This window comes from Colwellia psychrerythraea, assembly GCF_000764185.1.
In the GTDB taxonomy this organism is placed as follows: Bacteria; Pseudomonadota; Gammaproteobacteria; order Enterobacterales; family Alteromonadaceae; genus Colwellia; species Colwellia psychrerythraea_B.
The window spans coordinates 13,732-34,236 of the sequence record NZ_JQEC01000001.1 but is presented as its reverse complement, the minus strand read 5'-3'; the positions used below and the strand labels follow the sequence as shown (position 1 = coordinate 34,236).

At 38.6% G+C, this 20,505-nt stretch carries 15 protein-coding genes; 12 read left to right on the top strand and 3 right to left on the bottom strand.

The window, feature by feature from the left end; translation table 11 throughout:
• Nucleotides 1-259: 259 nt before the first annotated feature.
• Together GAB14E_RS22195 and GAB14E_RS22200 are read right to left on the bottom strand one after the other, a co-directional pair.
• On the bottom strand, nucleotides 260-877 hold the full coding sequence (locus tag GAB14E_RS22195) for a DUF1415 domain-containing protein (protein WP_081967653.1): 618 nt from the start codon (nucleotides 875-877) through the stop codon (nucleotides 260-262).
• Between the two features lie 39 nt (nucleotides 878-916).
• Complete coding sequence (locus GAB14E_RS22200; RefSeq protein ID WP_033080200.1) at nucleotides 917-2,728, bottom strand: ABCB family ABC transporter ATP-binding protein/permease; 1,812 nt, start codon at nucleotides 2,726-2,728, stop codon at nucleotides 917-919.
• A 220-nt stretch (nucleotides 2,729-2,948) separates the two neighbouring features.
• Here GAB14E_RS22200 and GAB14E_RS22205 point away from each other — a divergent pair, with 220 nt between their 5' ends.
• A complete protein-coding gene (locus GAB14E_RS22205; RefSeq protein ID WP_033080199.1) occupies nucleotides 2,949-3,935 on the top strand; it encodes a calcium/sodium antiporter in 987 nt (328 codons plus the stop codon).
• A 27-nt stretch (nucleotides 3,936-3,962) separates the two neighbouring features.
• Here the strand turns inward: GAB14E_RS22205 and GAB14E_RS22210 are convergent, their stop codons facing one another.
• Nucleotides 3,963-5,678 (bottom strand): alkaline phosphatase family protein, encoded by a 1,716-nt coding sequence (locus GAB14E_RS22210; RefSeq protein ID WP_033080198.1) that lies wholly within the window; start codon nucleotides 5,676-5,678, stop codon nucleotides 3,963-3,965.
• Nucleotides 5,679-6,478: 800 nt separating this feature from the next.
• On the opposite strand from GAB14E_RS22210, the gene GAB14E_RS22215 reads away from it, so the two are divergent.
• The 11 genes from GAB14E_RS22215 (at nucleotide 6,479) to GAB14E_RS22265 (ending at nucleotide 20,396) form a co-directional block, all read left to right on the top strand.
• A complete protein-coding gene (locus GAB14E_RS22215; protein ID WP_052093313.1) occupies nucleotides 6,479-8,047 on the top strand; it encodes an arylsulfatase in 1,569 nt (522 codons plus the stop codon).
• Between the two features lie 218 nt (nucleotides 8,048-8,265).
• Entirely contained in the window at nucleotides 8,266-9,774 is a 1,509-nt protein-coding gene (locus GAB14E_RS22220; RefSeq protein WP_033080197.1) for an arylsulfatase, read from the top strand.
• A gap of 397 nt (nucleotides 9,775-10,171) precedes the next feature.
• Nucleotides 10,172-11,065 (top strand): formylglycine-generating enzyme family protein, encoded by an 894-nt coding sequence (locus tag GAB14E_RS22225; RefSeq protein ID WP_033080196.1) that lies wholly within the window; start codon nucleotides 10,172-10,174, stop codon nucleotides 11,063-11,065.
• 34 nt (nucleotides 11,066-11,099) lie between these two features.
• Nucleotides 11,100-13,403 (top strand): ammonia-forming cytochrome c nitrite reductase subunit c552, encoded by a 2,304-nt coding sequence (locus tag GAB14E_RS22230; protein ID WP_033080195.1) that lies wholly within the window; start codon nucleotides 11,100-11,102, stop codon nucleotides 13,401-13,403.
• Between the two features lie 66 nt (nucleotides 13,404-13,469).
• Complete coding sequence (locus tag GAB14E_RS22235) at nucleotides 13,470-14,456, top strand: AAA family ATPase (protein ID WP_033080194.1); 987 nt, start codon at nucleotides 13,470-13,472, stop codon at nucleotides 14,454-14,456.
• 10 nt (nucleotides 14,457-14,466) lie between these two features.
• A complete protein-coding gene (locus GAB14E_RS22240; protein ID WP_081967652.1) occupies nucleotides 14,467-15,516 on the top strand; it encodes a DUF58 domain-containing protein in 1,050 nt (349 codons plus the stop codon).
• The gene (locus GAB14E_RS22245) at nucleotides 15,513-16,145 is read left to right on the top strand and encodes a DUF4381 domain-containing protein (protein WP_033080193.1); all 633 of its coding nucleotides are present in this window, start codon (nucleotides 15,513-15,515) and stop codon (nucleotides 16,143-16,145) included. The genes GAB14E_RS22240 and GAB14E_RS22245 overlap by 4 nt, the downstream gene beginning before the upstream one ends.
• Nucleotides 16,142-17,218 carry a vWA domain-containing protein gene (locus GAB14E_RS22250; RefSeq protein WP_033080192.1) on the top strand — a complete coding sequence of 359 codons (1,077 nt, stop codon included), beginning with the start codon at nucleotides 16,142-16,144 and terminating at the stop codon, nucleotides 17,216-17,218. The genes GAB14E_RS22245 and GAB14E_RS22250 overlap by 4 nt, the downstream gene beginning before the upstream one ends.
• Entirely contained in the window at nucleotides 17,211-18,200 is a 990-nt protein-coding gene (locus GAB14E_RS22255; protein WP_033080191.1) for a vWA domain-containing protein, read from the top strand. Before GAB14E_RS22250 ends, GAB14E_RS22255 begins: the two co-directional genes overlap by 8 nt.
• Nucleotides 18,194-18,973 (top strand): hypothetical protein, encoded by a 780-nt coding sequence (locus GAB14E_RS22260; RefSeq protein ID WP_052093311.1) that lies wholly within the window; start codon nucleotides 18,194-18,196, stop codon nucleotides 18,971-18,973. The genes GAB14E_RS22255 and GAB14E_RS22260 overlap by 7 nt, the downstream gene beginning before the upstream one ends.
• On the top strand, nucleotides 18,966-20,396 hold the full coding sequence (locus GAB14E_RS22265) for a BatD family protein (RefSeq protein ID WP_033080190.1): 1,431 nt from the start codon (nucleotides 18,966-18,968) through the stop codon (nucleotides 20,394-20,396). Before GAB14E_RS22260 ends, GAB14E_RS22265 begins: the two co-directional genes overlap by 8 nt.
• The last annotated feature ends 109 nt before the right edge of the window (nucleotides 20,397-20,505 follow it).

Below are 20,505 nucleotides of genomic sequence, written 5' to 3'. Positions count from 1 at the left end.
CAAGCTTTTAGCGATGAGATTGCTGTACTAAAATACGTCGGTAAAAGGCCCAAAGCTCTTCAAAACCATTAAAGTTATATTCTTTACCACGATAACTGGTTCTCATATGCTAACCTCAAACTTGCTGAATCATAAGTAAACAGTGTATAAGTTTTAATCAGACAGAGCCGTTAATAGAATGTAATTTATCGTGTTGATTGGTTAACTATTCAGCAGTTACTTAACAATGTTATCGCCAAAGGATTGTTAATATAAATTATTATATTTGAGGGTGAGCTTTATGAATTCTACTCAGTACACTTTGAAAGTAATTACTGCCTTTTTTCTCTGCTAAAGCCATGTTAGCTTCTGGTATTTGTTCAGGCTCTTTATATACAGCTAATACTCTTGCCATACTCGCTTCACGAATAAGATGCAGCATGGGGTAAGGTGAGCGGTTGGTGAAATTACTGGCATCATCAAAGTCATCGTCAGCAAAACAATATTCAGGATGCATAGTTGCCAGTTGAAATACCCCCTCAAAACCTGAATCAATAAGTAAGTCGTTAGCAAAATCAACTAAGTCTAGATAACGTTCAAAACTGCGAAAACCCTCAGTAAAGATGATTAAAGTGGTTTCAATATCGTCATGCTGTTGTAAATAATGACACTGTTCAATCAACTCTTTTAGGGCTGGTTTAACTTGCTCAAGTTCAGATTGATGGTAACGAATGGTATTATTAACAAATTCTTTTTTCGCAAAAGGGCAAAAATTTAAACCTATAATGATTTCTTCTAACCATTGTTTAGTGGCACTAACTTCTGCTGATTCTTGCTCAGTGAGTATTTGTTTGGCTTCTTTTTTCTGCTCTGCGTTTTGCTTATTTTCTTTATTCATAATTCAAACTCTAGTTTTAGCCTGATTTTTAGTATTGATTTAGGATTGCTGCAACTGCCACATTTTACTGTATTGCCCGTGCAACGCGAGTAATTGCTGATGGTTACCCTGCTCTACTATTTCACCATGACTCATAACAATAATGTTATCACTATCAATGATGGTCGACAGACGATGGGCAATGACAAGGCTAGTCCTATTTTTAGCAACTTCATTTATTGCCGTTAATATAGCTTGCTCAGATTGGCTATCCAGTGATGATGTTGCTTCATCAAAAACCAATATCTGTGGGTTTTTCAAAATAGTACGCGCGATGGCAACTCGCTGTTTTTCACCACCAGAAAGCTTCAAGCCTCGCTCACCAACCACTGTCTCTAAGCCCTCGGGCAAACTGGCAATAAATTCTGATAAGTGCGCGAGTTCAATGGCTTTTAATACTTCTTCTTCACTTGCTGTGGGACAACCATATTGAACATTATTAAATAAGCTATCGTTAAAAAGCACCGTATCTTGCGGCACAATACCAATATGCGATCTGAGTGAATGTTGACTCACCTGACTAATATCTTGTCCGTTAATATTAATATCACCCGAGTTAACATCATAAAAGCGAAATAATAATTTTACTAAGGTCGATTTTCCCGAGCCACTTTGTCCAACAACAGCTACTTTTTCACCGGCATTCACTTTAAAAGAAATACCCTTAATAATTGGCCGCTTTTTATTGTAGGAGAACTTAATATTATTAAAGCTAATATTAGCTTGGTTTTCGGTGTTACCACCATGCTCTGCCAAGCTTAATTCTGCGGCATCCGGAACATCTTGTACCTTCGGGGTTTTAGCAAGTAACCCAAATAAATTTTCAATATTTGCTAGTGAGCCTTTAATCTCTCGATAAACAAAACCTAAAAAATTAAGCGGCATAAACAATTGCATCATAAAGGCATTGATAAGTACAAAATCGCCAAGAGTCATATTACCTTCAGCAACTTCACTAGCAGCAAGTGCCAACATGCCTGTCATCGCTAAGGCGATAATAAATGCTTGACCGCCGTTTAAAGCAAATAGCGATAATCGGTTTTTAATTTTAGCCTGTTCCCAAGTTGACAACTGCTTATCATAAGCCTGTGCTTCATACTCTTCATTAGTGAAATATTTTACCGTTTCATAATTAAGTAAACTATCAATAGCACGAGTATTACTTGATGAGTCAGCTTGATTAGCCGCGCGAACATAACGTGTGCGCAGTTCAGTAACTGCAACAGAATAGGCTATGTAGGTGATAATCGAGGCTAAAGTGATTACCGCAAACCATATGCCGTAGTTAACAAATAAAATAGTCACCACCATCACTATTTCAAGCAAAGTGGGAACAATATTAAAGACCATAAAGCGCATTAAAAAATTAATACCGGAAGTGCCACGGTCAATATCACGAGACAAACCGCCCGTTTGTCTATTTAAATGAAAATCTAAATCAAGGGCATGTAGGTGACGAAATACCTTTAGACCGATACGCCGAATCGCACGCTCTGTAACTCGACCAAATAGTGTATCTCTTACCTCTGCAAAAACCACTATCGACAAGCGGACTAAACCATAAGCCGCGACTAAGGCTAAAGGTACTATCACCAATGCCGAATTTTGCTTATCGGCGCTATTAGCATCTAAGGTATCGACAATATCTTTGAGGATAAAAGGTAAATAGACACTGGCAACTTTAGTGAAGATTAAACACAACAGAGCAAAAGCTATACGTTTTTTATACTCAAAAAGATAAGGTAAAATAAGTTTAAAAGCTTGCCAATTTATTGAGCTAACTTCTTGTTCGGGATAACTAGAGGGGCGCATAGACTACCTTATGAATGAAAAGCTTATGAATAAAGAGCTTCGAAATGAAAAGGCTATGATAAAATATAAAGGCAATATAACCTAATATTTGTGTAATATATCTTGCTTTGTAAGGCCTTTCCTCCTTAAAATTCAAACTATTAAAAGTTCCTTAGCTTAAACGTCGAGTAAGTTTAAGTTAACATAAAACACATCCGTAATAATTTTCTAAGGATTAGAAATGTTAATGCAAGCCGGTGTCTTAATTGTCGCTATTATATTAGCTGTTTTTTCAGCAAAAATCCTCGTTACTGGCGCTATTAGCATTGCCAAACGATTTGCAATTCCTGAATTTATTATTGGCGCTTTTATTATTGGCTTTGGCACATCCTTGCCAGAATTTGCCGTTAATATTCAAGCTGCTCTTGATGGAAATACTGATTTAGCTATCGCTAACATTTTAGGCAGTAATTTATTTAATACCTGCGTAACTTTAGGTTTACTCGGTTTATCTGGCCGATTAGTTATTAATAGCGATGTCAGAATTAAAGATGCTCCCTATAATTTAATTGCTGCATTGATGATAGCGGTCTGTGGCAATCAGCTGTTTTTAGACCATATAAACTATCATCAGATCATGATGAGCCATGCGCTAATTTTCTTATGCTTTTTTTGTATTTATGTTTATTACACTTTACTGGAGGTCAAACAAGGCGCTTCCCATAAGCAACCTTTGCATAAACATCATCATCAAGCCCTAGAGAGTGATAACGACTCTTCCTCTTTTAAGGCTTTTTTCTACGTTATTTCTGGTTTGGTCGGCTTAGTGTTAGGTGGCGAGTTAATCGTTAGCTCGGCGGAGAAAATTGCGCAACTTTTGGGATTGTCTAACCGTTTAATCGGTTTATTGATAGTTGGTCCTGGTACTTCAATGCCTGAATTAATTGCCAGTTTAGTGGCGCTGCGCAGCAAAAGCACTGCGCTAATTTTAGGTAATATTATCGGCTCAAATATATTTAACGTTTTCTTCACCTTAGGTATTACCGCCACCATTCAACCGGTACCATTAGACTTTTCTCTCAATCAAGCGGTGTTATTTAATGTCTTAGCCGCGGCGCTACTCAGCATAACCTTTTGGTTTGTATCCAAAGAAAACATAAGCAGAATAACAGCAATATTATTACTGCTTATTTATTGTGTTTATACAGTATTGGCTATCTACCAGTAAAACATCGGGCACAAAACAGGATAGACATTAATCAGTATCGAAAACCTGTTCAAGTATCTGTCCTTGTGCGCCTGATGGCGCCTTAATACCCAGTATGGCCGATAATGTCACCGCAATATCTGTGGTGCTGACTCGGTCATAAACCACATCGTTATCAATATTAAACCCGGCGAATATTAGCGGTACAAAGGTATCATACCCCCAAGGAGAACCGTGTGTCGTCGCGACGGTTAATCCTTCCATATCAGCAACAAATCGGTGCGCTTCTAATACAATATAAACATCACCAGAGCGGTTTTTACTGTGATTATTTACCACTAAGTTATGTAAATAATTCTGAGGCGTATTACCTGCTTCTATATCGCTAGAGGTCACAGCAAGGGCAACACCATTAAACTTTTCCAGCTCGGTAGCCACGGCTTTTTGCACTTGTTTTAACGATAACTTACGTCTTGCGATCAAGTCTCTATCAAGATAAATATAAGGGTGGAAATAACTTTTAATTAGCGCACTATCGAAACCAAATTTCTTTTTAAGAGCTTGCATACCCGGCTTTTTATCCCACGTTTTAGGCGCCACCACCTGCGTTTTCATACCCAGTGTTGATAAATATGCTGGTGCCTCAGCTGCCCCATGATCAGCGGATAACACTATCAGGGTATTATCTAAACCAACTTTTTTATCAATAAAGCTTACTAACTTTGCAATCGTTCTATCAAGTCTGAGCATATTATCTTCTGCTTCTAAACTTGACGGGCCAAACATGTGACCTACATAATCGGTTGATGAAAAGCTTACCGATAAATAGTCAGTAACATCATCTTGTCCAAGTTGTTCGTTATTTACTACGGCTTTGGCAAAATCTAACGTCAGTTCATCACCTGCTGGGCTTAAGGTCAAAAAGGTATTGAAATAACCATTACTTTTATCGCCATACTGATGAGGAAAAGTACGGCCAAACCCTGGCAATTTGCTTTCCCACACTTGCTCATCTTGCCGAGCAAATACATAACCTTTTTGTGGCTGACTTAACTGCCACGCCTTTTTATCATATTTTGTCGCCGGTTTAGCTTGGTTCCATTTTGTTACCCAATCAGGGTATTTGTCATAATAATAACTGCTGGTAACAAACTCCCCTGACTTTTTCGAAAACCAAAATGCTTTCCCCATATGTCCTGCCATAGAAATAGCACCACGGTCTTTAACAGAAACACCAAATACCTTGGCTTTACCATTTGAGGCGATCATTAACTCATCACTAAAGGTCGAAACTTGTATGTTAGTTGGTGAACGTCCAGAAGACTTGGCCGTTCGTTGAGTAGGGTCTATTTCTGTTTTTTGATTTACTCCGGCATCAACTGATAATAATGGGTATCTTGAGTCTTCAACGTTATATACCAGTCGCTGTAATTTATCGTCAAACCAAACATTGCCGATCATGCCATGCACCGCTGGCAATGCACCTGTAGCTAATGTGGCATGACCAACAATAGTTTCAGTGTTAGCATGATTATGATGAGCATCTTTATAAACAACGCCTTCATTTAAAAGGTACCTAAAACCGCCCTTACCCATCCTATCTAAATAGGCTGTTGGCATATCGCCGCGCAATTGGTCAATGGTAATTTGCAAAATAAGTTTCGGTTTGTCGACTTGAGCTAACGCATAGCTACTTCCTAAAAAGGCTGGTATGGATAATAAAAGGCCAAGGTGTTTTTTACTTTTTGTTTTCGCTGATATCATGTTAATAATCCTTTAAAGATCACGATTTGGTCATTTTCAACGGTATAAAAATAACAAAAATACTATTAATAAATTCTACTCGCAGTCACAACCTTTGAGTAACGTCAAAGCTGTCATAAACTAACACGCTACAAAGCTGAGTTATATGCAGATTCCGTTAACAGCGCCTATTTACTGTTATCTTGTATTTACTGCTGTTACTTAAACACAAAACTAGTTACCTAAACAACAAAATGGCAGCGCATTTAAGATAATGAGTCACTAGCACATAACACTATACTGCTAGGTTTCTTTATTAAGTGTCACTGAAGGTAATTCTTGGGATAGTTGCCAATAATCACCGGCAAAGTACACCAACTCAATGCCCTCAGTTAAGTGCTATGTCGACTATTCGATTTTTTAGAGTGAGATACTATCAATTGTCGGCTTGATTGAGTAAACAATCCTCATGGGTTTTCATATTAACAAAGATCTGCTTTACAGCACTTTTACATTATTAACACAAGTAGGTTGTAGCAACCATGATAATGCCCCTGCCCCCATAACGCTTAATAGTCTTAACCATTGATAACTGGTAATTTCCTATCGGTGTTAATCATACTGTCACAGCGATTGGTTATTACTTAGATGGTAGAAAAATCCAGGCATTAAATTCATTTGGACTAACAGTGATAATATTGTTACTGTCGATTTCAAGGGAAAATTGTCGATACCAGCGTTAATTCAACAAAAAAATGTTGAAAGGTAAGACATAAAAATAACATCACCACTCACATTTTTACGTAAATAAAGGAAATACAATGAAAGTGAATAACCCGCTCAAAAAGTTGGTATTAGGCATTGGTTTACTCGCCATCGCTACCAGCGCCGCTGCAACAACCAATAAATCAAAACCCAATGTGCTCGCCATATGGGGCGATGATATTGGTTATTATAATATTAGTGCTTATAACCAAGGTATGATGGGCTATCAAACGCCAAACATTGATCGTATTGCTGATGAAGGTGCTTTATTTACCCACCATTATGCCCAGCAAAGTTGTACCGCTGGCCGGGCATCTTTTATTCTAGGACAAGAACCCTTTAGAACGGGGTTATTAACCATAGGCATGCCTGGCTCAGATCACGGTATCCCTGATTGGACACCAACCATAGCCGACCTTTTAAAAGAAAAAGGTTACATGACCGCGCAATTTGGTAAAAACCATTTAGGTGACCAAGACAAACACTTACCGACCAACCATGGTTTTGATGAGTTTTTTGGTAATCTCTATCATTTAAATGCTGAAGAAGAGCCTGAGACCTATTACTACCCTAAAGATAAAGCCTTTCATAAAAAATACGGTCCGCGTGGCGTGATTCATTCATTTGCCGACGGTAAAATAGAAAATACCGGTTCAATGACTCGTAAACGCATGGAACATGCTGATGAAGAATTTTTGGCCGGTACTTTAAAGTTTATCGATAAAGCGCATAAAGCAAAAAAACCTTTCTTTATCTGGCATAGTTCCACCCGCATGCACGTTTGGACACGTTTACAAGAGAAATACCGTGGTAAATCAGGGGTTGGCTTAACAGCCGATGGTATGCTTGAACATGATGATCATGTAGGTATTTTATTGGACAAACTAGATGATTTAAAAATCGCTGATAATACCATTGTTATTTATTCAACTGATAACGGCGCGGAGAAATTTACTTGGCCTGATGGTGGCACTTCACCTTTTGCAGGGGAAAAAGGCACCACGCGTGAAGGTGGAATGCGTGTACCTCAACTAGTGCGCTGGCCTGGTACCATTAAAGCAGGTAGTAAGTTTAATAACATGATGTCGCATGAAGATTGGCTGCCAACCCTTTTAGCCGCGGCAGGTGAACCAAACATTGTAAACAAGCTTAAAAAAGGTCATAAAGCCAATGGCAAAAAATGGAAAATTCATGCCGATGGTCATAATTTCAAACCTTTCTTTGAAGGTAAAGAGAAAAAGTCCCCACGTTTAAGTAAATTATACTTCAGCGCCGCTGGTGATTTAAATGCTGTGCGTTGGAACGAATGGAAAATATCTTTTGCCGTCGAAGAAGGCGCTATTAATACAGCATATCGTAGAACACCTGCATGGCCAGTAATTACAAATTTACATGCAGACCCGTTTGAAACTGCTTCAACAGAGTCTGCAATGTATGTTCGCTGGTATGCCGACAACATGTGGTTATTTGTCCCCGTTCAGCAACAAGTATCTGCGTTCATGTCAACTATTGATGGTTACCCTTTCCAAGTTGGCAGTAGTTTAAGTGCCAGCGATATTGGTTATAAGAGTATTAGAACGCAAAAAGCGTTAAAGCAATTGCAGCAATTAAGTCCAAATCGATAATTATTAATCGATACCGATAAGTTAATAAATATAAAACACTAGTGCTTTATATTTACCAGAAAAAAGCTCAACTGACGTTGAGCTTTTTTACAATAGCTTTTGATGTAAAAAGATAGATTTATCAAGGGAATGATGTAATATCGCTAATGCTAATAATTCTCATATTGTTACCACGCATATACGGAACAATATGTACTCCACCGTGATAAGGAAAGAACATGGTTACTCAACATAAATTGAAGAAACTAGTTTTAGGTCTAAGTTTAATTGCCGCATCAAGCGCAGCAATAGCAACAACCGACACATCAAAACCTAATATACTCGCTATCTGGGGCGATGATATTGGTACCTTCAATATCAGTGCTTATAATCGTGGCATGATGGGTTATAAAACACCCAACATCGATCGAATAGCTAACGAAGGTATTTTATTTACTGACTCCTATGGCGATCAAAGTTGTACTGCGGGACGTGCTGGGTTTATTACCGGACAACACCCTATTCGTACCGGTTTAACAAAAGTTGGATTACCAGGCGCTAAGGAAGGTCTTAATAAAAAAGATCCAACGATAGCAAAGCTATTAAAAGCTCATGGTTACATGACAGGACAGTTTGGTAAAAATCACTTGGGCGACCAAGATGAACATCTGCCGACTAACCATGGTTTTGATGAGTTTTTTGGCAACCTTTATCACTTAAACGCCGAAGATGAACCAGAACATCCTGATTACCCGCAAGACCCTGCCTTTAAAAAACGTTTTGGTCCTCGTGGTGCCATTCATTCGTTTGCCGACGGTAAAATTACTGACACAGGTCCGGTAACTAAAAAACGCATGGAAACCATTGATGAAGAGTTTTTAGGCGCTTCGCTAAAATTCATCGATAAAGCCCACGCGGCTAAAAAACCTTTCTTTGTTTGGTTTAACTCCACTCGTATGCACATTTGGACGCGTTTAAAACCTGCCTCTGAAGGTATTACTGGACAAGGTTTATATGCTGATGGCATGACTGAGCATGATGGCCATGTCGGTCAATTATTAGATAAGTTAGATACATTAGGTATCGCTGATAATACTATCGTCATGTATACCACAGATAACGGTGCTGAATTGATGTTATGGCCTGATGGCGGTTACACACAATTTAGAGGCGAGAAAAATACCAACTGGGAAGGCGGCTACCGCGTACCTATGATGGTAAAATGGCCAGGAAAAATTAAACCTAATCAAGTATCAAATGAAATCATTTCTACGCAAGATTGGATGCCAACTATTTTAGCCGCTGTTGGTGACGACAAGGTTAAAACGAAACTTAAAAAAGGCTGGACCTTTGACGGCACTAAATACAAGGTACACCTTGATGGCTTTAACTTTCTCCCGCACTTTTTAGATACAGCTAAAGAAGGCCCAAGAAAGCAATTTATTTATTCATCTGATACCGGCGAAGTTGTTGCCATTCGTGATGGCGATTATAAGTTTGTTTTTCGTGAGCAGAAATCTCATGGGTTGAATGTATGGCAAAATCCTTGGACTGTTCTACGTGCTCCTAAAATATTTAATTTGAGAATGGACCCATTAGAACGCATGGAGCATGACTCTAACGATTACGCTCGATGGTTTGCCGAACATATGTTCCTCATTGCACCATCTATGTATAAAGTAGCTGCATTTAAAGCAACCTTTAAAGACTTCCCTCAACGTCAAAAACCTGGCAGCTTCGTGCCATAAACATTGACACCATAAACGAAAAACAAATTAAGTAATAATGTAAAAACTCAACAGTATTGGAGCTATCAGAAATAAAGTTATAAACTTTTTTGATAGCTCTACTTTTACTTTTTGATAACCCTTAAAGTTAAAGTTAGAGTGCAAATTCAAGTGAAAGTTACATTTTGACTTACTCTTTTATTTGCACTTTATTTAGACGTTAATTAAGCTCTATTTACGACTTGATTTTCTTACCTTATGGCTGTTAAGTGACTGCTATAAGGTAAGAAACCTTTCTTTGATTTGAAACATGTTTTTGACAAAAAGTTGCCATATTACATTAAAAGTCACTGAATATTTCATCATTTTTTGTCCATTGACACTCACAGTCAACTGGCAATAATCGACGGCTATTTTTATGTATATATATTTTCATTTTTCCAAAAAATCACTCTTCTCAATAAGAGTTATTGGTCAGTTAACTGTGCTTATTAGCTTATTATCTTTTAGTCTCATTAGTAATGCACAAACCATAGAAGAATTAACAAAATCACCGGTAACAGCAGCTATAGATAAAAGCAAAAAACAACGAGTATTTTCATTACCAAACCCCATTTTTGATGACTTAATGAAAAACATGGTCCTGGTTGAAGCAGGTGGTTTTTCTATGGGATCTAACTCCCCTAAGGCCAGAAACCGAGAACAACCAGTCAAGCAAGTCACCCTTGATGCTTTTTACATCGGTAAATATGAATTAACTCAAGATATTTTTGAACAAATCATGGGTTGGAATAATAGCTTTTTCTCCTGTGATAAGTGCCCTGTCAATAACATCAGTTGGTTTAATATGATGTTATTTATTGAACGTCTAAATAGTGCTACGGGTAAAACATTCAGCCTACCTACAGAAGCTCAATGGGCTTATGCCGCTAAAGGTGGTAACAAATCTAAAAATTATAACTACAGTGGCTCTAATAACATTAACGACGTTGCTTGGTTTGCAAAAAATGCTAACAATAAAAGCCATGCTGTCGGACTTAAAAAACCGAACGAATTAGGTTTATATGATATGACCGGTAACTTATGGGAGTTTTGCCTTGATGATATGAGTAGGAATACTTATAGCTTAACAACAAGCCATAATCCTTTTTTAGGTGATAAAGACAACCTTAAAGGCAAAGCCCTGAAAGTAATTAGAGGTGGCGGTTATGAGTTTTCAGCTGACGAGAATTTAGTCTTTATGCGTGACGGCGCCACTAATAATGTCCGTATGGCTGATATTGGTTTCAGATTAGTAATGAGTAAAGAGTAATGTCCACATTCTTGTCCTGGAGTGTTATCGCCTTATGATAAATTTACCAAAATATACGTATTCCCTACTGCTAGTTTTTGCTTTTAATTTTATAAGCTCAGAGCACAGTGATGCCGCTGAGTTTGTTGGCTCAAAAGCATGTATAGGTTGCCATGAAAAAGCCTACCAAGATTGGCAAGGTTCACACCATGATATGTCAATGAAACATGCCGATAGTGACAGTGTTTTAGGTGACTTTAACAACGCCTCGTTAGCTTCAAAGGACAATAAAACAACTAAAGTCAGTAGTTTCTTTAAAAAGGGTCGGCAATATTGGGTCAACATCCAAGGTGAAGATGGACAGTTTCACGATTACCAAATTAAATATACTTTTGGCTTTACTCCACTACAACAATATATGGTTGAATTTGATGATGGCCGAGTACAACTGATCCCTTTTGCTTGGGACTCTCGTACAAAAGCGCAAGGCGGACAACGTTGGTATAACCTTTACCCTGAAATGACCCAAAAACATCAAGAATTCTTTTGGACCAATACTGGCCAAAATTGGAACTACATGTGTGCAGATTGTCACTCAACCAATGTAGATAAGAATTTTGATTTAAAAACCAATAGCTATAACACCACGTTTAGCGAAATCAATGTCGCTTGTGAGAGTTGTCATGGCGGCGCAAGTGACCATTTAAACTGGGCTAAACAAGTCAATAAAACTGAAATGGTTAATAATGTTGAACACCAGAGTAAAGGTTTTGACCGAGATTTATCAAAATCAGTAAAACAATGGCAATCATCTGCCCCTAACAAAACCTTAACGCCAAAAGTCATTGAACATAGCCAACAAGTATTGGTCTGCGCCCAATGCCACAGCAGGCGTACACAAATAAGTAATAACGACCATGTCAAAGGTAATGCCTTTGGTGAGCGTTATTTACTGGACTTAATTTCCAGCAGCAATTATCACCCTGATGGACAAGTGTATAACGAAAATTTTGTTTATGGCTCATTTTTACAATCAAAGATGTACAAAAGTGGCGTCGTTTGCAGTGATTGCCATAATCCGCATACTGCTGAGTTAAAACTGCCCGTAGCAGCCCTTTGTTTACAATGTCATCAAAGCGAAAACTACGCCTCAACACAACATCATAAACACCAAGAAAACTCAACCGGTGCGCAATGTGTTAATTGCCATATGCCAGAAACAACCTATATGGAAGTTGATGCTAGGCGAGACCATGGTTTTCATATTCCTACACCTGACTTAGCCAAACAGTTAGGTACACCTGATACTTGCTTAAGCTGCCATGAAGATAAAAACAGCCAATGGAGCAGCAGTAAAGTTGCTGCTTGGTATCCTGAATCAACGGTTAAAGAGGAAAAAGATTTTGTCGCGGTTTTTTCTGCTATTAATTTGGCGTTAAACGAGCAACAGCTGCAAGGTGTGGCCTCTGAGTTATCCCGTATATCTCAAACCATCAGTTATGCTGGTATTATCCGCGCTTCAGCGCTCACCAAGATGGCCAGTGTATCCAATACCAATACTATTATTGCCATAGCCAGAGCGGTAAAAAATCCTGATGAGAATATTCGCTTAGGCGCAATAGAAGGTGCCCAAAGTATGGCTAGCGCTGAAAAGTGGCGGATATTATCTCCACTATTAAACGATAAAGTATTATCGGTAAGAACTGGCTCCGCTTTCGCCCTCACCAGTTTGTGGTCAAATTTATCAGCACAGCAACGCGCACAATTAACGCCTGCGCTTAATGAATATATAACCAGCCAGCACTTTAATAATGACCGCAGTTTTTCACATTCTAATCGAGGTATTATTAAAGCCTATCAAGGTAAATATGAACAAGCGATTAAAGCCTTCAAGCAAGGCATAACAATAGAAGCAAACTTTGCACAGACCTACTTGAACTTAAGTCAGGTCTATTATCAGCAAGGTCAGCATCAACAGAGTATTACAACGTTACAAAATGGCATAAAAGCCAATCCTGATGATGCCAGCCTACCCTTCAATTTAGGTCTTGCTTATATTCGCATAAAAGATAAAACCAGTGCTGCTAAAGCACTAGCGAAAGCGACGCAACTTGCGCCGAACAATAGCCATTATTTTTATGTTTACGGTTTAAGTCTAGAGCAAAAACAAGCCGGAAGTGCCTATAAGGCCTTATATCAGGCCTTTAAACTGAGTAATAACCCACAACATTTATATGCCTTGTGTGACATGCAAGTACGCCATAAAAACCCGTTAGCAAAACAATGTTTACAGCAACTGGCGCCACTGGTGCCGGCAAATGTTATCCAAGGGCTAACCCAGGCATTGAATAACGGTTAAGACAACTAAATTAGTGGTGGAAAAAGTTACCACTGACTCAAATTTATAAAAGATAAGGATCACCTGATGGAAGACAGTACTCAGAAAACATCTAACGCGCTAGCACAGTTACAGTTATTAAAAGCACAAATTGAACAATCGGTTATTGGTCAGTCTCATGTTGTGGACTCCTTGCTTATCGCCTTATTAACCAATGGTAATATTTTATTAGAAGGTCTGCCCGGCACAGCAAAGACACGGTCAATTAAAACCTTAGCGCGCTCTCTAGCTGTTGATCTTGGCCGTGTACAATTCACCCCTGACTTATTACCTTCTGATGTCACCGGCACCGAGGTTTACCAAGAAGTTAACGGCAAGCCGGTGCTTACCTTTCAGCAAGGGCCTATTTTTAATAACCTGTTACTTGCCGATGAAATCAATAGATCACCAGCAAAAGTACAAGCAGCGCTATTAGAAGCGATGGAAGAAAGACAAATCACCGTTGCCGGTAAAACTTACAAGTTACCTGAATTATTTATGGTATTAGCGACTCAGAACCCCATCGAACAAGAAGGCACATACCCCTTACCTGAAGCGCAAATGGATCGATTCATTATGAAAATCAATCTTGATTATCCTAATGATGCCGCTGAAGCTGAAATTATCAAGTTAGTGCGCAGTGAAGAAAAGCACATACAAGAAGTCGAAAACATCAGTCCGGAGCATATTTTTACCGCGCGTGATGAAATCCATAGTATCTATTGTAGCCAAGCCATCATTGATTACATTGTTGCGATTGTTATGGCAACAAGAAAACCCGAACGTTATCCAGACTCACCTTTGCAGCAATGGTTAACTGTTGGTTCAAGCCCAAGAGCAAGCATAGCCATTGATAAATGTGCACGTGCGCAGGCTTGGTTAAAAGGTAAAGATTTTGTTGACCCAGAAGATGTTCGCTCAGTAGCACACTCTGTACTGCGCCATAGATTAGTGCTTAGTTACGATGCTTTAGCTGACGGTATTACGGCTGACGCTGTTATTGATGAAATACTTAAACAGGTGGCGGTAGCCTAGGAGGTATCTCGTGACTACCAACACTGCTGCAAATAAAAATAATGCCGACTCTAATACTGACACTAAAGGTAAAGCAGGCTCTACAGATAAGTCTGCTATTTATGTCGACTTAAATGAGTTACGTCGATTAAAGTATTTGGCAAAAGGGTTTTCCTTTACCCCGAATCAACCAGCCAATAGTGCATTGAGTGGCAAAAATGTTTCTAAACTGCGTGGTCGTGGACTCAATTTTGAAGAGCTGAGACATTATCGCCCTGGTGATGATATTCGTTCGATGGATTGGAAAGTCACGCAAAGAACCGGCAAGCCTCATATTAAGGTATTCACTGAAGAAAGGGAGCGTAACGTTTTCTTAGCGATTGATCAGCGCATGACCATGTTCTTTGGAAGCACCAATAAAATGAAATCAGTTATTGCTGCTGAACTTGCCGCCTTAATTGCCTGGCAAATAAGTGATAGTGGTGATCGCATTGGTGCTGTTATTTATAATGACCAGCAAACGAAAGTCATTCCAGCCAAACGCGGCAAACAACATGTTGTTAATTTGCTCAGTGAAGTACTGAAGAAAAACCATGAATTATCGATTGATAAAAGCGCGCTTGCAAACGCCAATGATAGTGAATCATTTAACAAGATGTTGGCAACATTAAATAAAGTATCTAGTCATAATGGTTTAATCATTTTAATTGGTGATGGCCATGGCTTCAACGATAAAAGTACTGATTTCATTAAACAATTAAGACAGCACAATGAAGTTATTGCTTGTCATATTTTTGACCCCTTAGAGCAGAATTTACCTAAAATGTCACAAATGATTGTCAGTGATGGTGTGCAACAAATTCAATTTTCTTCGAACAACAAAGCGTTCCAACAAAACTATCAAGCTGAGATAGCTAAGCAATTAGAAAGTTATGTTAACGCGGCTAAAAAATATCGTATCCCATTAATTGAAATCGATACGATTTCCCCGGTTGAGCAACAATTACGTAAAGCTCTGGGTCACAGTACCGTTAGTAAATCTAGCGCTCAAACAGGACCTACCACGGGAGTAAACCGATGAGTTTTGAAAAACCTTGGGGTAATTATTTACTTAAAGATATTGTTGAAACAAAAACGCCCGACAGCATTAGCTTTTGGCCAGAAACCATTGCTTGGCAGTTACTTTTTATTGTATTGGTATTATTCATAATCAAAAAAAGTTATCAATCATGGCAGAATTATCAGGCTAATGCTTATCGCCGTGAAGCGCTTTTTTGGCTTGCACAATGTTCTCTTACCAAAGAAGAGGATATTAGACAGTTGCCGGCGTTACTGAGAAAAACGGCTATTCTTGCCAATAATAGGCGAATAAACGAGAGTAATAGTGTTCAAGAAAAAGCATTAGCACTTAAAATCAAACAAGAGATTATTGAATTACGGGGAGAAGCTTGGACAAAGTGGCTTGATCAATATTGCAGTGAAAGTCATTTCCATAATAAAAACATTGAACTGAACACTACAACCAGTTCATGTGAATACCTATTGTCCCAACTTGCTTATATGCCCAAAGTAGATCTTAACGATGCCCTCTTTCATAAACAATTAAAAAAGTTGTACCAACAAATTGAATGTTGGATAAAGTACCATGAAATATCCATTGCAGCAAAAGCTGTGGCTGTCCCTAGCGGTGCAGATGGAGTATCAGTATGATCGAATTTGTTTATCCGTGGGCCTTTGTTTTAATTATACTTCCCCTTGCGGTAACGCTTTTTGCTCCCGCTTACAAAGAACGTAAATCCTCCCTTAAAGTGCCCTACTTTGCACGCCTTGTTGATGTCACAGGTGAAAAGCCGCAAAGCGGTGCGGTATTGCTTAACCGTAATAACCTACAACGACTACTTATCGCATTTTCTTGGCTTTGTATTGTCACCGCTATTGCTAAACCTGAAATGATTGGCGCCCCAATTAACCAAGAAAAATCAGCCCGTGATTTAATGATTGCGGTAGATTTATCTGGCTCAATGTCAGTTGAAGACTTTACCTTACCCAAAATGATAAATGAGGTAACAAGTGACGGTAACAATAGCAATACCATCACAGACAAAAAACAGCATATTAATCGTTTAGTTGCGGTGAAACAAGTACTTAATAATTTTGTTAAAGGACGGGAGCATGACAGGTTAGGACTTATTCTTTTTGGTGATGCACCTTACCTTCAAGCCCCTTTTACTGATGACATAACTACATGGCAAGCACTGCTTAATGAAAGTGATATCGGTATGGCTGGTCAAAGTACAGCCTTTGGTGATGCCATCGGTTTAGCTATTAGTGTTTTTGAGCAATCAAACACCCAAAATCGGGTATTAATTGTATTAACCGATGGTAATGATACGGCTTCAAAAGTTCCCCCTGTAGAAGCTGCAAAAGTCGCGGCGGCACATGACATTAAAATTTATACCATAGCTATTGGAGATCCCAGCGCTATAGGCGAAGAGAAAGTTGATCTTGATGTATTAAATGAGATGGCAGAAATAACCCAAGGTAAGAGTTTTCAAGCACTGAACAGTGATGAATTATTAGCTGTATATGCTGAAATTGATAAGCTAGAACCACAACAGTTTGACTCGTTATCTTTTAGGCCCAGGGTGAGTATTCATCATTACCCTATCGCCTTATTTGTCAGTATTTACCTGCTGGCATTATTTGTGGTCAATTTACGCATCCGCTGGCAATTAATACAACAAACAGCTCAAAAAAGCAGTGATGGAGTAACCCATGATTGATGATATCACGCTATTTTTTGCTAACATGCAACACTTTCACTTTCTGCGGCCTTATTGGTTGCTGGCATTTCTGATAATTTTTTATATTATTCGCGCTTTTTCATTACGCGATGATAGTTTAGCGCAATGGCGTTCGTTAATGTCCACACAAGTATTGTCCCACCTGACAGTGAGCGGTAATAATAAAAACTGGCTGTCACCTCAAAAAATGTCTCTAATTTTAGCCCTTCCTCTGTGTATCGTTTTAATGGGACCTACTTGGCAGCAACAAGACTCGCCGTTTAGTGAAAATAACGACCCATTAATAATCGCGCTTGATGTATCTAAAACCATGGAGCAAGGAGATGTGCAACCATCACGAATGTTGCGCGCCAAACAAAAAATAATTGAGTTACTTGAGCTTAGAGGTGACAGTAAAACTGCACTGGTTGCTTTTTCCGGCAGCGCTCATGTGGTGATGCCTATTACCAATGACAGAGAAATGATTCGCCATTTCCTTGATGCACTAGATGCGAAGGTTATGCCTGTATCAGGTAAGTTACCTGAAACTATTATCCCCTTAGTTGATAATTTACTGGCTAGCTCTAACGTGCCCGGCACAGTACTTCTAGTTGGTGATGGCGCAACCAGTAATACGGTGGATATCTTTAAAAGTTATTTTGAAACAAAGGCCGCCCAGTTAATTATTTGGGGTATAGGCAAGTCAGCCCATCTAGAAGGTGAAGATGAATCGTTAACTGCTGATGTTATTCCTTTACAACTCGAGCAACTCAGAGCATTAAGTAACAACAGTAATGGCAGACTTATATTGATGAGCAATGACAATAGTGATGTTAAGCGTGTTAATAACTATATAAAACATAACCTAGTGATAGTTGATGACAATAGTAGACCATGGCATGACTCAGGTTATCCTTTTGTTTTTGTTGTAGCGGGTGTTTTCCTATTTTGGTTTAGAAAGGGGTGGACACTGCAATGGTAAAATTTATATCAATACCTCGGAAAAGTCTTACCAAACTAAGTAATGCCAAGCTAAACAATGCAAACGAAGTTATTAAGAAGCGCTATAAAATACGCTTCATTGTCGGCTTAGTCGTGGCTAGTAGCTTATTTGCCTATATGAAACCACAGCAATTTACCAATTTATGGCTAACTTCCGATCAACAAGGTCAAATACTGTTTAATTTGGGGTCTTATTCACAAGCGAGCAACACCTTTAAAAACACCCAGTGGCAAGCTTATAGCAGTTATGGCGCTGAACAATATAAAAATTCAGCAACCTTGTATGGACAATTTAATAATATCGACAGTCGAATTGCTAAAGCAAATGCCCTCGCTCACGGTCGTGAATATATAAATGCCCGTAATTTATATCAACAGATATTAATTACAGAGCCACAAAACCTTGCCGCGCAAACAAATATAAAAATAGTTCAAGCAATTATCGATGAAGTAAACCGCTTATCGGCTAGTCAAAAGGCGGAAGAGGGAGAGTCGATAAAAGAGCTAGGCGATGAGCCACAAACGGGCGATGGCGCTGAACGTGAAGAAGCGCCTACAGATCAAAAAATAGAACAGCTCACCGCTGAACAATTACTGCTCGACCCAAATTTAAATGAAATGTGGCTAAGACAAGTACAGAAAAACCCAGCTCACTTTTTATCACAAAAATTTTATATGCAACAAACCATTAAGAATAAAGCGAGTGAGCAAAATGACAATAAACTGGAAAGTAAAGGCGCTGATGATGAATAAAAATCTATTGGCTCAATTGTTAACTATTTTCTTTCTTTGTTATCTAACAGTGATAAACAGTGCAAAAGCGGCAACAAATATTGAGGACTTAATCAATCAAGGTAAATTAACGGTTAACTTGCAGGTCAATCAAAAGCAGCAATATATAGTGGGCCAAGCAGTGATACTTGCTGTTGAAGTTTCAACAGACAGGTGGTTTGCTACGGGTAGCAAAATCCAACATTTCACTTTAAAAAATGTCGTGATGCAAGCAAATAACATTATCACAATCAATGGCAGTAAACGTATCAATGGTAAAAGCTGGGCGACACAAACCCATGAAATCACCTTATACCCAACAGCCTCCGGTATTTACCATGTTGCGCCAATCCAAATAGATATCTCAGTAAACACTGAAGATGATGGTGTAGTAACTGGCGTAATCAGTACTCAAGAACGTCGTTTTACCATTGAATTACCACCCGCACTTGCAGGTATTGACAATTTTATCGTTTCTTCTCAAGTGACCTTAAGTATTGATGGCCAGTTTGATGAGAAAAAAGACTATGCGGTCGGTGAAGCAATCACACAAACCATTACCATTACCGCCAGTGATACACCAGCCATGATGATTCACCCCATTAATCTCATTGCCCGTAAAAATACTGAGCTGAATACCGAACAAAATGCCAATGAAAATAACGCTAGTCAAAGTGATGCCTCTGAAATGACTACTTCTAAGAGCGAAGCCGCTTTAACGGATGTATCGGGGTTAAGTATTTATCACAAGCCGGCACAAATCTTTGATAAATCAAATCGCGGCTCCTTATTAGGTACTCGGGTAGAATCCTATACTTATATTTTTGAAAAATCAGGCAGTTATAAAATTGATGGACAAGTAATATACTGGTGGAATAGTCAAGAAAATACACTCGAACGTTTATTAATTCCATCATCTACATGGACAGTTTCAGGGGGCAGCTTCAACCAGCAAGTTCAATCGTCTCTTTTCAACGACTTTAGCTTAAATGTTGCCGCAATCATTACGCTATTAATAATTATATTGTTACTAACATTGAGTTATTTAGGCTTTATTAAACGCCAACAATTATATAACTTGTATAGAAAAGTCACTAAGCAAGAACAAAGATTATTGCGTAGAAGCTTTTTAAATGCCATCGCAATGAAAAACTATCTTGGTGCCACGCAATACCTCTATCAATATACTTTATTATCAGATAAACAATCGCTCATCGATGACTGCTCATTTACGGTGGCATTAAATAAATTAGCTTTCCATGAATGTATCGCTGACAAAACAGCTCTTAAACTCTCTGTTAATGAAGCTAAGGCCTTAATAAAGAAAATAGATATAACTGTAGCTAAAAAAGCTAACACGTCTAGTTTTTACGCAAATAAGCGCATTAATCTTAACATTGATTGAATTGCTCTGGAAAAGTATTCCACAGTACTTTATAGCTCGTGTTTCTTTAGCACATAAAAAACCCGCATCTGTTTTCACAAATGCGGGTTTTGTTTTTTATCAGGCATAC